16 protein-coding genes and 1 tRNA gene are annotated in these 12,930 nt (G+C 34.4%); 5 read left to right on the plus strand and 12 right to left on the minus strand.

The genetic code is table 11. The annotated features are described in order from the left end of the window. Window positions 1-202 precede the first annotated feature (202 nt). From DFR57_RS04520 to DFR57_RS04530, 3 genes are read left to right on the plus strand one after another with little or no spacing between them, the layout of a single operon-like run. A complete protein-coding gene (locus DFR57_RS04520; protein WP_114351967.1) occupies window positions 203-577 on the plus strand; it encodes a GntR family transcriptional regulator in 375 nt (124 codons plus the stop codon). Then, a complete protein-coding gene (locus tag DFR57_RS04525) occupies window positions 567-1,424 on the plus strand; it encodes an ATP-binding cassette domain-containing protein (RefSeq protein ID WP_114351968.1) in 858 nt (285 codons plus the stop codon). Before DFR57_RS04520 ends, DFR57_RS04525 begins: the two co-directional genes overlap by 11 nt. Beyond that, a complete protein-coding gene (locus tag DFR57_RS04530) occupies window positions 1,424-2,140 on the plus strand; it encodes a hypothetical protein (protein ID WP_114351969.1) in 717 nt (238 codons plus the stop codon). The genes DFR57_RS04525 and DFR57_RS04530 overlap by 1 nt, the downstream gene beginning before the upstream one ends. A gap of 100 nt (window positions 2,141-2,240) precedes the next feature. Here DFR57_RS04530 and DFR57_RS04535 read toward each other — a convergent pair whose 3' ends face one another. The 5 genes from DFR57_RS04535 to DFR57_RS04555 form a co-directional block, all read right to left on the minus strand. Beyond that, window positions 2,241-2,714, minus strand: a complete 474-nt coding sequence (locus DFR57_RS04535) for a tRNA (cytidine(34)-2'-O)-methyltransferase (protein WP_114351970.1) — start codon at window positions 2,712-2,714, stop codon at window positions 2,241-2,243. Between the two features lie 61 nt (window positions 2,715-2,775). Then, window positions 2,776-3,633: an amidase domain-containing protein gene (locus DFR57_RS04540; RefSeq protein ID WP_245937388.1), complete on the minus strand. Its 858-nt coding sequence runs from the start codon at window positions 3,631-3,633 to the stop codon at window positions 2,776-2,778. Window positions 3,634-3,895: 262 nt separating this feature from the next. After that, a complete protein-coding gene (locus DFR57_RS04545) occupies window positions 3,896-4,426 on the minus strand; it encodes a methylated-DNA--[protein]-cysteine S-methyltransferase (protein ID WP_114351972.1) in 531 nt (176 codons plus the stop codon). A gap of 87 nt (window positions 4,427-4,513) precedes the next feature. Next, a complete protein-coding gene (queG, locus tag DFR57_RS04550; protein ID WP_114351973.1) occupies window positions 4,514-5,659 on the minus strand; it encodes a tRNA epoxyqueuosine(34) reductase QueG in 1,146 nt (381 codons plus the stop codon). Between the two features lie 32 nt (window positions 5,660-5,691). After that, complete coding sequence (locus DFR57_RS04555) at window positions 5,692-7,398, minus strand: ABC-ATPase domain-containing protein (RefSeq protein ID WP_114351974.1); 1,707 nt, start codon at window positions 7,396-7,398, stop codon at window positions 5,692-5,694. A 188-nt stretch (window positions 7,399-7,586) separates the two neighbouring features. Here DFR57_RS04555 and DFR57_RS04560 point away from each other — a divergent pair, with 188 nt between their 5' ends. Then, window positions 7,587-7,721 (plus strand): lmo0937 family membrane protein, encoded by a 135-nt coding sequence (locus DFR57_RS04560; protein ID WP_114351975.1) that lies wholly within the window; start codon window positions 7,587-7,589, stop codon window positions 7,719-7,721. A 52-nt stretch (window positions 7,722-7,773) separates the two neighbouring features. On the opposite strand, the gene DFR57_RS04565 is transcribed toward DFR57_RS04560, so the two are convergent. Next, window positions 7,774-7,847 (minus strand) — tRNA-Gly (locus DFR57_RS04565). 163 nt (window positions 7,848-8,010) lie between these two features. Here DFR57_RS04565 and DFR57_RS04570 point away from each other — a divergent pair. Beyond that, window positions 8,011-8,145 carry a lmo0937 family membrane protein gene (locus DFR57_RS04570; RefSeq protein WP_114351976.1) on the plus strand — a complete coding sequence of 45 codons (135 nt, stop codon included), beginning with the start codon at window positions 8,011-8,013 and terminating at the stop codon, window positions 8,143-8,145. 50 nt (window positions 8,146-8,195) lie between these two features. Here the strand turns inward: DFR57_RS04570 and zupT are convergent, their stop codons facing one another. The 6 genes from zupT to DFR57_RS04600 form a co-directional block, all read right to left on the minus strand. After that, on the minus strand, window positions 8,196-9,011 hold the full coding sequence (zupT, locus tag DFR57_RS04575) for a zinc transporter ZupT (RefSeq protein ID WP_114351977.1): 816 nt from the start codon (window positions 9,009-9,011) through the stop codon (window positions 8,196-8,198). A 230-nt stretch (window positions 9,012-9,241) separates the two neighbouring features. Then, a complete protein-coding gene (locus DFR57_RS04580) occupies window positions 9,242-10,669 on the minus strand; it encodes a PH domain-containing protein (RefSeq protein ID WP_114352120.1) in 1,428 nt (475 codons plus the stop codon). Then, on the minus strand, window positions 10,662-11,141 hold the full coding sequence (locus DFR57_RS04585) for a PH domain-containing protein (RefSeq protein WP_114351978.1): 480 nt from the start codon (window positions 11,139-11,141) through the stop codon (window positions 10,662-10,664). Before DFR57_RS04585 ends, DFR57_RS04580 begins: the two co-directional genes overlap by 8 nt. A gap of 74 nt (window positions 11,142-11,215) precedes the next feature. Next, window positions 11,216-11,887, minus strand: a complete 672-nt coding sequence (locus DFR57_RS04590; protein WP_114351979.1) for a DUF1129 family protein — start codon at window positions 11,885-11,887, stop codon at window positions 11,216-11,218. After that, window positions 11,884-12,216, minus strand: coding sequence for a PadR family transcriptional regulator (locus DFR57_RS04595; RefSeq protein WP_114351980.1), 333 nt, complete (start codon window positions 12,214-12,216; stop codon window positions 11,884-11,886). Before DFR57_RS04595 ends, DFR57_RS04590 begins: the two co-directional genes overlap by 4 nt. A gap of 104 nt (window positions 12,217-12,320) precedes the next feature. Beyond that, on the minus strand, window positions 12,321-12,926 hold the full coding sequence (locus DFR57_RS04600; RefSeq protein ID WP_114351981.1) for an ABC transporter ATP-binding protein: 606 nt from the start codon (window positions 12,924-12,926) through the stop codon (window positions 12,321-12,323). Window positions 12,927-12,930 lie beyond the last annotated feature (4 nt).

A 12,930-nucleotide genomic window follows, 5' to 3' on the forward strand; every position in this document is an offset into this window, starting at 1 on the left:
TGTTTGATTATAGTATATCAATACTATTCAGAATTGTCATGGTTATTTGAAAATAAGTATTTATCTCCTACACTAAACAAACAATGTTTCAATCCTAAAAAATAATATTCTGAAAATATATTCAAAAAACACTTGCACCTTTTTCGCAAATGTTATATGGTTAATTACATAAGTAACTAACCAGTTAGGTGGTGAAGTAAAATTGTCGAGTCGTTTTAGAGATGATCAGCCCATTTTCCAACAAATAGCCGAAATGATAGAAAGCAATATTATCGAAGGTTCGATCAACATAAATGATCGCATACCATCTACTAATGAGCTTGCGAAGCATTATCAAATTAATCCTGCCACTGCAGCAAAAGGAATTAATTTGCTAGTAGATGAAGGAGTTATTTACAAGAAAAGAGGGGTGGGAATGTTCGTGACAGAAAATGCACGGGATGTAGTGATAAAAAAAAGGAAGGACATATTCTACGAGCAATATATTTCACCATTATTAAACGAAGCAAATCGAATTGAAATATCTACTCAACAGATTATGAATTGGATTAAGGAGGGAAAAGAGAATGGAAATTAAAGCTGAAAAATTAACAAAGCAATATGGAAAAGATTTTGCATTAAATAATTTCGATCTTCAGTTAAGCGGGAATAAAATTATTGGTTTATTAGGAAAGAATGGGGCTGGAAAGACAACTTTTATGCGGATGCTTTCAGGTCATTTTTTACAATCGGGTGGAACGATAAAAATAGATGATCAAAGTCCTTTCAATAACTATCCAGTAACGAAAAACATCTGTTTTATTCAAGAAAGCAATAATTTCCATGAGAAGTTTCGTGTCCATGAAGTATTAGATATCGCTTCTATCTACTATCCAAATTGGGACAAAAATCAAGCAAAAGAATTAACCAAGATTTTTAAATTAAAAGAAAAACAAAAAGTTAAAGCTTTATCAAAAGGGATGAGTTCTGCACTAGGTATCATAATAGGACTTTCTAGTAATGCACCTTTAACCATTTTTGATGAACCTTATATTGGTTTAGATGCATCCTTCCGATCTACTTTCTATGACTTGTTATTAGAAAGCTATGAAAATAATCCAAGAATGTTTATCTTATCAACCCATTTAATTGATGAAGTTAGTAAGCTTTTTGAAGAAGTTGTCATTTTACACGAAGGAAATAAAATGCTTCATGAATCCTCAGAACACCTCGCCGAAAAACATATGATCCTTACTGGAAAAAAAGAATCGATTGATCCGCTCATGGAAGGGAAAAATGTTATTCATGAAAAAAGTATTCTTGGTCAAAAAAGTGTAGTGTTATTTGATGAAGTAATGGAAAGTGTCCCTAGTGATGTGGAAGTAAGTAAAGCTACCTTACAGGATCTATTTGTCTATTTAACAAAAGAAGAGGTGAAAAGATAATGATGGAACAAGTTAAATTAAATCTATATTACTTCTATAAAGCTTCTTGGAAAACAATTGCTATTTTCTGGAGTATTTATTTAGGGTTTGTATTTGCACTAATGCTACTAACAATAGCCTTTCAAGCAGAAATTTCATTTATGGGTGTTAGTACACTGCCAAGTTTCATTTTCACCATGATTTATGGCTTAATCTTTTTTAAAGAAACCTTCCCACAAGCGATTAAGTTTGGGGTGAATAGGCAAAGCTACTTTATCTCTATTTGGTTTTACTTTATATTTTTCACGATTGTGATGACGATTATTGGTCAAGTGCTACTATCGGTAGTAAATTTAATCACCAACCTATTTTCCATTGATAACTTTAAATTTGTTGGTTTTAATTATGAAACAGTTACCAATACTATGGATGCTAATTTGATTTTATATGAAGGACTTCTTTATATCTTTATTTTTCTGTTAACAATGTTAATAGGAGCTGCGTATTTTCGATATGGTATGAAAATCGGTACAATAATCGTAATCACCATACCTCTATTGCTAATTGTATTTAGAGAAATTGCAGCTGAAATGCTAGAACTACTCACCTACTTAGTTTTCGCTCATGAAAACTATACTATTTTCGCCTTTCTAGTACCTTATATTATCTTTAGCACATTAATATATCTAGCGATAAGAAAAGCTAGCGTGATCGATCAAGTTTCTTTTAAATCATAATAAAAAAATAGAAAAGCACCAACATAATTTGCATGGCTCTTTCAAAAGTTAGTTTCAGACTAACATGTAAAATGCCATACAAAGGGTTGGTGCTTTTTCATCATATTAAATCAGGAAAGCCTTGCTGCTTTAACACATCATAAATGATGATAGCTGCTGTGTTAGATAGATTTAAAGATCTGACCTTATCTGTCATATGAATACGTAAACAGTGATCTTCTTTTCCAGTTAATAATTCTTTCGGAATACCATTTGTCTCTCTTCCAAAAACAAAAAACCATTCTTTATCCACTGCACTAAAATCATAATCTGTATAATATTTACCGCCGAAATTTTCGATATAGAAAAATTCGCCAGTAGGATTCTTTTCATATAATTCATCAAGAGAATCATAATAGTTAACATTTACATCATGCCAATAATCTAAGCCTGCCCTCCTCAACATTTTATCCTCTGTTGAGAAACCTAATGGTCTGATTAGATGTAAGTGTGCATTTGTTGCTAAACAAGTCCTTGCGATGTTTCCAGTATTCGCAGGAATCTCAGGTTGGAATAATACAACATGGATCGCCAATTTTTTCACCTCTATACTTTTTCTCGCCACGTCATTATACCATAATCTTATGAGAGCGATACTAATTTTTTTCGCCAATTCGAAAGAAACGATACGCACAGTTAGGCGTCCATGCATAGGAATCCTTGTAGTTCCAATAGCGATGTCTACTATTGTTGGTATGGGCATTAACAAGTGGCATCCCTTGACTATCTTTTGCAGTGACTATGGTTGTGTGATCCCATTTTCCATCTCCTTCAAAATCATAGCAAATCACATCACCAAGCATTAATTCTTTTGCATCATCTACTTCACTTCCCTGAAGTCCTGCGTTAGAACCACTTAAATGCCAACGAAAAGCGTGAGCAACAGACCAGCTAAAACTCCAAGAATTCGCGTTATACCACCAGCCCTTGTTGCGATTAGGTGCCCCATTCATTGGTACCCCTCCAGCAAATAAACATTGGGAAATATAATTCGTGCAATCATTATCAGAAAAATATTTAAATGCTGGATTGTAACTATCCCACCAGCTTTCTGCATATCTCACCGCTTCTCTTCGATTGTAGGAATAACGGGGAAAAGAACTTGTTTCGTCTGATTTTGGTCCATCAAATTTGATAATCGAGTAGGGCAAAGGTTCTCGTATCCTATGGGCCATAACTTTATCATTTTCTATATTTGCCATAAATGGAATATATTCTTCCTCATGATAAAAATAATCCTTATCTTTTACTAGCCACCTGAAGTGAAGGTCATAGTTCACCTGATCATTATCATTATTCTCAGACAAAAGTTTAACCCAGCCTTGGACATGTTCTATTCTTTTTTGATGCGCTTTGGCCAGTTGACTTTTTCTATGGATAAAGTTGATTTGCTCCTGATTTGATAAAATAAATTGCTCGTTCCAATAGCTTATTATTTCATTTTTAATGTTCAACGCTTCATCCCTCCCTATCATTTATCATATGGGAGGATATCTTAAAATCATTCAAGAATATTGAAATACACTATTAATTATTTTTCAATGCTGTCATCGTATATTTATTGCATAACGTGAAATATTATAATAAAAATTATTTCAGCAGAAAAGAAATCTATTATAGTGTAGGTTATTGTTTATTAACATTTTTAACAACAAAAAATACCATCGTTATTTAAAACGTGGTATAGATAATTTGCAAATTTTTTATTATAAAAGATTATTTAGCAAAGGAAATAGCAGTTTTTTCAATTTCTAATAAGGATTTCTTTTTATCTAAGCCACCAGCATATCCCACTAATGCACCATTACTACCAATAATACGGTGGCAAGGAATAATAATAGGAATAGGGTTTTTATTTACAGCACCGCCGACCGCACGAACTGCATTCGGTGCTCCAAGTTTTTCAGCAACCTGTTTATATGACCAGGTCATCCCGTAATTAACATGATTTTCTAGCACCTTCCAAACCTTTTTTTGAAAAGGAGTACCGCAAAGATCCAGTGCTAAATCAAACCGAGTAATAGCTCCATTAAAATAATCAATTAATTGTTGCTTTATTTCATAGGCGTCACTCTTTTGGATATCGGTAGCTAACGTATGCTTTTTACACCAATTTGTAATACTAGGAAGCGTATCATCCATTTTACCAAACGCTATTTTAACTAATTTATAATCTTTAAAAATCACCGTAATATCACCTATAGGTGTTTCGAGTTCATCACAAAAAATCAAATCTTTATGAGGCATGCATCGATACTCCTTTCTTTAATCAGTGCTATTATTCCTTCTATTATAGTATGCCGAAACATTAATTGGAACACCGTTAAAATAAATTTACATAAAATTATTATCAAAAAATTGTAGGCCCTTATTAATTTCTTCAAGCGCCTGGACATCCTCTTCTTTTTCCACCGCTTTTTGTAAGGCTTGAAAAGCTTCTTCTGTTCCGATTTTACCCAGCGCCCATCCAGCCGTTCCTCGCAAAACTGGTCTCGGATCTTGCGTTAAAACATCGATTAATGCTGGCACAGCACTTTTTTCTTTATAATGTGCTAGCGCGAGAATCGCATTTCGCTGTAATGGTTTTTTTCCTCTCCACGATCCTGCCATATATCCAAACTTCTCTTTAAATTCTCGATTAGAGATCGATAAAAATTCAATGAGTGGAGGCTTCACAAGATCAGGGTCTGGCTCGAACTCTTCATGTTGATGGGAATCTATTCCTTTATTGTAAGGGCAGACTACTTGGCATGTGTCATAACCATAAATGATGTTTCCTAATTTATCACGGTGCTCTTCTGGCATATAACCCTTCGTTTGTGTTAAAAAAGCCATGCATTGTTGTGCATTTAACTGACCAGGACCTACTAGTGCACCAGTCGGACAAGCATCAATACATTTTGTACATTCCCCACACCCATCATCTATTGGTTCGTCAGGTGTAAAAGGAATATTGATAATCATTTCCCCTAAATATACATAGGACCCAAATTCAGGAGTGATAATGGCACAATTTTTTCCGCTAAACCCTACACCAGCTCTTTCTGCGACTGCTCGGTCTGACAATTCTCCAGTATCAACCATGATTTTAGCAGAAAATCCTTCGACTCTTTCAGACAAAAAGGTGGCGAGTAGATTTAGTTTTTCTTTTAAAACTAAATGATAGTCCTCACCCCAAGAAGCACGCGCAAACATACCTCTACGCTCGCCTTTTTTACTTTTAGGAGGATTTTTCATCCGGGAAGGATAGGCTAGCGCGATCGAAACAATGGATTCTGCACCAGGTAATAATCTTACAGGCTCTGTTCTTTCTTCAATTAAACCTTTTTCAAAACCCGACTGATAACCTTTTTCTTGTTGAATTTCTAACCTTGCTTTTAATTCTGAAAAAACATCCGCACTTGTAAAACCTATTTTATCTATCCCTATTTCTTCGCTGTATTTGATAAGTTCTTGTTTAAGATCATCATATGCAGCCATCGTTTCACCTCTTTTCTGCCATCTCTTCTAAATTATAGTTGTTTAACTGTTGCTGATCGCATTCGATTTAAGCATGCAGCTATTTCATGTCTTCTTGGCCTGGCTAAATCCCCAGGGTGTTCAGTTGGATGAAAGGCTATGCCCTGCAAGCCATCCTTATCTAATAAGGCTTCGATTTGGTCTAATAATTCGTTTAGTGAAAGCTTTTCATTTAAAATGCTTTTTCGTTCTAGATATCTAAGAATTTCTGCAAGTGTTCTCGTTTGGGAGGTATCAACTAATTGCTCAACTTGATCCAATTCAATTAAACTTCTGCCCATCAGGATATGAGAAAGACTTTTTGCCTGCACACGTTTCTTTTTCCCGTGATCAAGCCTTAAGCTTGATGGTAAAAAACACCGAGAATGATAAAAATCACCTTTATTTTCTTGATCTGCTCCTCTATTGCTAGGATATTTCTCTGCTATTTCGTTAGCTTCATTTGTCACATCAAGTGGTCGATATTCGTCCATCATAATGACTTGGTCGGCAACATCAAAATACTCACCAGAACCGCCCATCACAAAAATAGTAGAAACAGCTTGCTGGTTATAAAGAGCTTTAATTTTATCGATAAACGGCGTTATCGGTTCCTTATCTTTGGCTACTAGTGATTGCATTCTTTTGTCCCGTATCATAAAATTAGTAGCGCTGGTATCTTCATCGATTAGTAAAGTAGTAGCTCCTGCTTCAATGCATTCGACAACATTAGCAGCCTGCGAGGTACTACCACTTGCATTTTCTGTGGTGAATTTTCTAGTGTCCTTTTTTTGAGGTAAATCATTAATAAATGCAGTAATATCAACATTCGAAATTTGTCTACCATCCTCAGCTCGAATTTTAACAGCATTTGGGTCTGTTAATACAAATTCTCTGCCATCTTGCCTAATATGATGATAAACCCCTCTCTCTAATGCTTGTAAAAGCGTACTTTTACCATGATATCCTCCACCCACAATTAACGTAATGCCTTTTTTTATCGCCATGCCAATTACTTCATTACCCTGATGGGGAATTTTAATTCCTACTTCATTCTCTTTAGGACTTTTAAAAGATACGGCATCTTTCATTGGACGATTGCTAATTCCACTTTCACGTGGAAGAATGGATCCATTTGCAACAAATGCTATCCACCCTTGTTTTTTCATTTCTTCTCGGATAGCTTGATGTTGATCAGCTAACATTGCTGCCTGATCATATCGCTCTTTTTTAATAGAAAAAATCGAAGCTTTTAAAATAGAAGGTATCGTATCAAAAAATAGCTTTTCCGCTTCCCTGCCATTTATTTTTCTCCCGTTTGCAGGAAGACCAAGCGATAAACAAATCGTTGTTTCATCCTTCGTCATGGTAACTGCTGTTCGATCCAGTATTTCCTGTCCTGGTTTATCGATCATAATCAAACCGCTTTTACCCGAACCCTTACCTCTATTTTTACTTATCTCAATTTTGCTCGCTATTTCTCTTAAAAGACAGTCTTCTATATATATTTTTCTTTGCTTATTATCTAACCATTCTATTTTTAATGGATGAATTTTACCCGGTACAATAATTCTTATCTTAGATGGAGATGCAAAAGGATCTCCTTGTACATAATCAATTGCAATTTTAAACTGATCGAAATCATACGTTCCTTGAATATCCTTGTAGGCTTTGTACCCTTTTCCATCAATTTTTTTAAGTTTATTTTTTAATACCTGCATCGACCCTATCTCCCTTCCTTCTAAAGTTAAACACAAAGCCATTTTGCCTTTTTTCCTAATTGATTTCAACTTTTGCTTTTTATTTGTATAAAAAACAGGAAGAATTATCTATTTTTTGTTTTTTTGTTTAATTTAAAAATTTAACGGGAATGGTATGGACATACTACTTAAAACAAAGGAGGGTAAACATGATCTGGACAATTATAGGTATTATTTTATTAATATGGTTATTAGGCTTCTTATTTGAAATAGCTGGCGGGCTTATCCATATCTTACTAGTTATTGCTTTAATCGTATTTATTGTAAAAATGATACGAAAATAAAAAAACGCAATGCTTCATTTTAAAAACGAAACACTACGTTCACACATATGTATGGAGCGGGTGAAGGGAATCGAACCCTCATCATCAGCTTGGAAGGCTGAGGTTTTACCACTAAACTACACCCGCTAAAAAATTTACAAAAACTTTACGAAACGATGTTTATAATTATAACAAGTGGGTATACAAGTTTCAAGTTAATTCAACATATTTTTTAGAAAATATGTTGTACATACCTTAGAAGGTATTTTATATAAATATCAAATTGCAACATGATAAGGAGTGTTATAGAATGATTTGGACTATAATTGGAGTTTTGCTACTAGCATGGTTAATTGGTTTCTTGTTTGACGTTGGTGGGATTATTCACATTTTACTAATAATTGCCTTGGTGGTACTAATTGTTAAATTAATCCGTCGAGCCTGAATATAATTAAAACTCCTCCATTTCAAATTTGGAGGAGTTTTTTAATTTCTTTAAATAAACAATAATAAACTTACAGCCATAACAGCCATTCCAGTTATTAATCCATAAATTGAAGTATGTGCTTCGTCATATTTTTTTGCTGCTGGTAATAATTCATCTAATGAGATAAAGACCATGATTCCAGCTACACCTGCAAAAATTATTCCAAACATCGTATCCGTTAAATATGGCATTAAGAATAAATAAGCTACAATGGCTCCGACTGGTTCTGAAAGCCCTGATAAAAACGATAAACGGAAAGCTTTTTTCTTATCTCCCGTTGCAAAGTAAATCGGTACACTAACAGCAATACCCTCTGGAATATTATGAATAGCGATCGCTACGGCAATAGCTATCCCTAAAGCTGGATCCTGTAATGCAGAAGTAAATGTCGCAATACCCTCTGGAAAGTTATGAATAGCGATTGCAAGCGCAGTGAAACTCCCCATTTTCAGTAAGTCGCCGTCTGCATTCCCATTAGGGACTGCTTTTTTATTCATATCTTCTACTTTTTTCAGCTCATGCGGATTTCCTTGACTTGGAATAAATTTATCGATCATTGCAATTAAAACCATTCCTCCAAAAAAGCCCATAACCGTATACCAATTTCCTAATACTTCACCTTGCTCGCCTACCAAAGCATCTTGTGCTTTTACAAATATTTCTATCATTGACACATAAATCATCACACCTGCTGAAAAACCTAGTGCCCAGGATAAAAATTTTGTATTCGTACTGGATGTAAAAAAAGCTAAAATACTTCCAACCCCTGTAGCTAACCCAGCAAAAAGCGTTAATGCAAAAGCAAACCAAACTCCTTCTAACATTAGTGTTCCCCTCTCTTTTGATGATATGCTCATTTTAAAATACTTCTGTTTAACATATATCTATTTTTATATAGGCTATTCAAATGCCTTCAAAAGTTTCCTATGGGAAACATTTTACTCCTTGCGCAAAAATTCGTCAACCTTTTTATTCTTATAGAAAAGAACAATAGCGAATTCTCTTTAAACCAAATAAAAACGCCTCTATCCTTTTTGGATAAAGACGTTTCTTTTTAACTTTCGTAAGAATACCATTCTAATAGTTTGCTAGCAGATTCTGCGTCCATTTCTTTTATAATCATATGTCTTCCAGCAAGTTTACTTAAAATAGCTGTATCCACACTTGCAAGCTGTTGATATCGGTGCAGAAAATGCGCTTTTACAGCAAACGATTGTAATCTGTGATGCTTTAACAATGTCGTATCTTTATTTACTAATCTAGCTTGAACCACTAATTGCTTTCCATCTAAGTGATATCCAGTAGATTTAAACTGGAAATAACCAAGAATAAGAGCCAAACCTGTCGCAATTAAAGGAATTCCTATCCAATCGATCGCACTAAAAGCTACCACGATAGATGCAATAAATGGGACAACTCCCGCACGAAATAAATAATACGGAAGTGCTCTCTTCGGTAACGGGGTAAAATTATCTTCAGGAAGCACATATTCCGATAAAATTTTTTCTAAAAATGAATTAATTTCTTTCTTTCTCATTAAAGGAAATAGTAATGTCTTCACATCAGCATTTTTACTTACTTCCCCACTGGCAATTTCGACATAGACGGTGGCGAAACCTAGTGGCTGGCGTAATATTGTTTCTTTTATCCCGACAGCCTGGATTCTTTTTAATGGAATAGTCATTTGTTTTTTCTCTAGCAATCCTCTAGTAATAAAGAGTTCTTTTTCATAACGAGTAATCGTGAAATTCCAGTACTGAATTAAGGTAACAAGAATCCCTAGACCCCAAAGTAATATGAAAAACAACAATGCCATGAAGATTAACATTTCAATCGCTTGGTTTACTACCCAAGAAGTCGCTTGATTGTAAAATGAATCAGGAATAAATGATTCTAATTCTGTAATACCTAAAGCAACTAGTCCAATAATAAAACCAAAACTTGCTGAAGTTGAGCCTGCTATAAGTAATTCCTTTACTTCTACCTTGCGTTGTGGATAATGAATCTTTTCTTCTTTATTATCTGATTCTGCTGTTACTGCTTCTTTTTTGTATTTTAGTTGATCGTGAAGATATTTTCCTTCTTCCATTGTTACGGCATGAAGTGCAGCATCGATTTTATGATCGCTACCAGCCGTTTCTATCTGAACCTTTGTTAAACCAAATACTCGATGAATAATATTTTGGCTTAAATCAATAGATTGAATGCGGTGTTTGGATATCGTGCGTTTCTTCCGAATAAATACACCATGTTCTATCCTTAATTGATCCTCTTCCACTCGATACGTATAACGCATCCATGTCAAAACGCTAAAACCAATTACTAAAAGTAAAATGACAACCAATCCGAGAGATAAATAGAGAAACATACCATCACCGATGGCTAATATAGCTATCGGTAATATTCCAAAAATAATTTGACGAAGCGATTGAAGGGTAGTGAATATTACTGAAACTGGATGTAGACGTTTAGCTTCAGACATCATCTTGTTCCACCCTTGCTAATTCAGATATTTGATCACGCAGCGCAGATGCTTCCTCTTCTAAAAGTGCCGGAATCTCGTGTGTCGTCGCAGCAGTTGAAATTGTTAAACTAGCAAGCTTGTACTTTTTTAATATTGGACCCTGCTGTGTGTCTACGTGCTGGACTCGAATCATTGGAACGATCGTTCTCGTTACAATTAGTATCCCATGCTGAATATAAATTTCTTGATCATATATCTGATATCTCCATCTACGCCATCTTAATTTAGGAATAATTAGAATAGATATTACCCCTTCTAAGATAGTAAATGCTGTCACGCCAATGGCAAACCAATAGCTAAATTCAAAAAAATATGCTAGTACATATAAAGCTATCGCCGCTAAAAGTGGAATGACCGTAAATATAATTGCTAAAACCTGCCACGCTTTTATAGCATCTGTTGCAATCCGCTCACTTGGTGCTTTCCTCATAATAACCCTCTTTTCTAATTGCTTCTCTTATTATCTACGAACAAATATCGCGATAGGTTTCACCTTTTCTAACATTATGTTCTTTTCAGGAGATAAAACTCGACTAACAATAGTACTCCCCCCAGAATGATCAAAATCCAATTGGATATGGTAAAAGACGGACCAAAGTCAGGTAGAAAAAATAGAACCAACATAAATAAACCGATAAGCGAAACAGAAAGTAACCAGTATATTCCAAATTCAGCTAGATTGTGAATGGATTTAAAACAGGTCCATTTAAATATTTTAATTACAAGATAAAAAAATGCAAAACCTAAAATTAGCGATGTAATAAAATATACAAACAAAGATCCTGTATAAAAGGTTTCATAAATGCCACCGGACTCTGTAACATAATATGTCACTAATTCAAAAATCGCATTAAATAGAAGCGAAACGGCTAGAAAACTAGTTACGCCGATTAAAATCAGGTTCATTCGTTCTTTCGTTATCATTTTAGGAAGTTCTGCAACAATTTCATCTGCATATGCTTTCGGATTATCTCCAAAAACAGAAGCTGCATCTCTGCCTTCTAGTTGTGCATCTAACAAATGATCCAATAACTCTTGTAAAATAATCTCTGTTTCTTCATTTGATTTACTGTAACTTAATCTGATATACATCAACATATTCTCATAATATTCACGATTTTCTTCTGTTAATTGCTTTCTTTTAATATTGTTCTCTTTAATTAAAACATCTGTCATCTGTTTGCACTCCTATCATTTAAAATAGAATCTACCGGTACTTTTAACTTTTTCCAATTTTCTTCAAAATTTTCTAATGCCTTCTCTCCATCCTCTGTAATGGAATAATATTTTCGATTTGGACCTGATGGGGACGCTTTTATCTCTCCTTTAATAAGACCTTCTTTTTGCAATCTTAAAAGTACAGGGTAGATGGAGCCTTCACTTACATCTAAACCCTGCTTTTCTAACTTCATCGCAAGTTCATATCCATAGACCTTCTCGTGTTTGATCACAGCAAGCATACATCCCTCTAATATTCCTTTCAGTAATTGACTTCTAATATTCAAGTAATCACCCACTATCTTGTTATACAATATAGTGATTTAAAAAACACTACTTTGCTATACAAGATAGTGTAACAGGAAATCTGCTACCTTGCAATACAAAATAGTTATTTTTTTTCAAGATCAACTATTTTTTGAAAGTTTATCATGCGATCACAAATACGGTTTAACAAGGCTTCATCATGGCTAATTACAAGCATCGGAACTTTATTTTGTTTTACATAAATGATTAACAATTCCCATATATCAACCTGAGAAAGCCCGTCAAGCATGGTTGTTATTTCATCTGCGATAATAACTCGGGGTTTACTTATCAAGCACCGCGCAATACAAACTCGTTGCAACTCACCACCTGAGAGTTGGTGCGGAAAACGTGTTAACCAATCTTTTTTAATCCCACACTTTTTTAAAAGATCGGAATCGATCTCGCCTGCTTCTAATAATATTCTTTTAATTCTCCATTTAGGATTAACTGCTTGTTCTGGATGCTGCCAAATAAGCTGGATAGGATTTGATTTTGCGTCTGATTTCTCTACATGGATAGATCCCGTTTCTAATGGGATGATTCTAGCAATTAATTTCGCCAGCGTTGTTTTACCTATCCCACTATTTCCACTTAATCCTACAATTTCATTATCAATTTTAAGTGAAACATTATCAAATAAGCATCTATTAGATGAGACATGGTAGGATACACCTTTAATTGTTAGCATCTAG

Source organism: Saliterribacillus persicus, from assembly GCF_003337485.1.
Taxonomy (GTDB): domain Bacteria; phylum Bacillota; class Bacilli; order Bacillales; family Amphibacillaceae; genus Saliterribacillus; species Saliterribacillus persicus.

Bases quoted from the DNA above. Each gene is read 5' to 3' on its own strand.
- DFR57_RS04525 (WP_114351968.1), top strand. From the start codon at position 567: ATGGAAATTAAAGCTGAAAAATTAACAAAGCAATATGGAAAAGATTTT.
- DFR57_RS04530 (WP_114351969.1), top strand. From the start codon at position 1,424: ATGATGGAACAAGTTAAATTAAATCTATATTACTTCTATAAAGCTTCT.
- DFR57_RS04545 (WP_114351972.1), bottom strand. From the start codon at position 4,426: ATGCCTCATAAAGATTTGATTTTTTGTGATGAACTCGAAACACCTATA.
- queG (WP_114351973.1), bottom strand. From the start codon at position 5,659: ATGGCTGCATATGATGATCTTAAACAAGAACTTATCAAATACAGCGAA.
- DFR57_RS04555 (WP_114351974.1), bottom strand. From the start codon at position 7,398: ATGCAGGTATTAAAAAATAAACTTAAAAAAATTGATGGAAAAGGGTAC.
- DFR57_RS04560 (WP_114351975.1), top strand. From the start codon at position 7,587: ATGATCTGGACAATTATAGGTATTATTTTATTAATATGGTTATTAGGC.
- DFR57_RS04570 (WP_114351976.1), top strand. From the start codon at position 8,011: ATGATTTGGACTATAATTGGAGTTTTGCTACTAGCATGGTTAATTGGT.
- zupT (WP_114351977.1), bottom strand. From the start codon at position 9,011: ATGTTAGAAGGAGTTTGGTTTGCTTTTGCATTAACGCTTTTTGCTGGG.
- DFR57_RS04580 (WP_114352120.1), bottom strand. From the start codon at position 10,669: ATGTCTGAAGCTAAACGTCTACATCCAGTTTCAGTAATATTCACTACC.
- DFR57_RS04585 (WP_114351978.1), bottom strand. From the start codon at position 11,141: ATGAGGAAAGCACCAAGTGAGCGGATTGCAACAGATGCTATAAAAGCG.
- DFR57_RS04590 (WP_114351979.1), bottom strand. From the start codon at position 11,887: ATGACAGATGTTTTAATTAAAGAGAACAATATTAAAAGAAAGCAATTA.
- DFR57_RS04600 (WP_114351981.1), bottom strand. From the start codon at position 12,926: ATGCTAACAATTAAAGGTGTATCCTACCATGTCTCATCTAATAGATGC.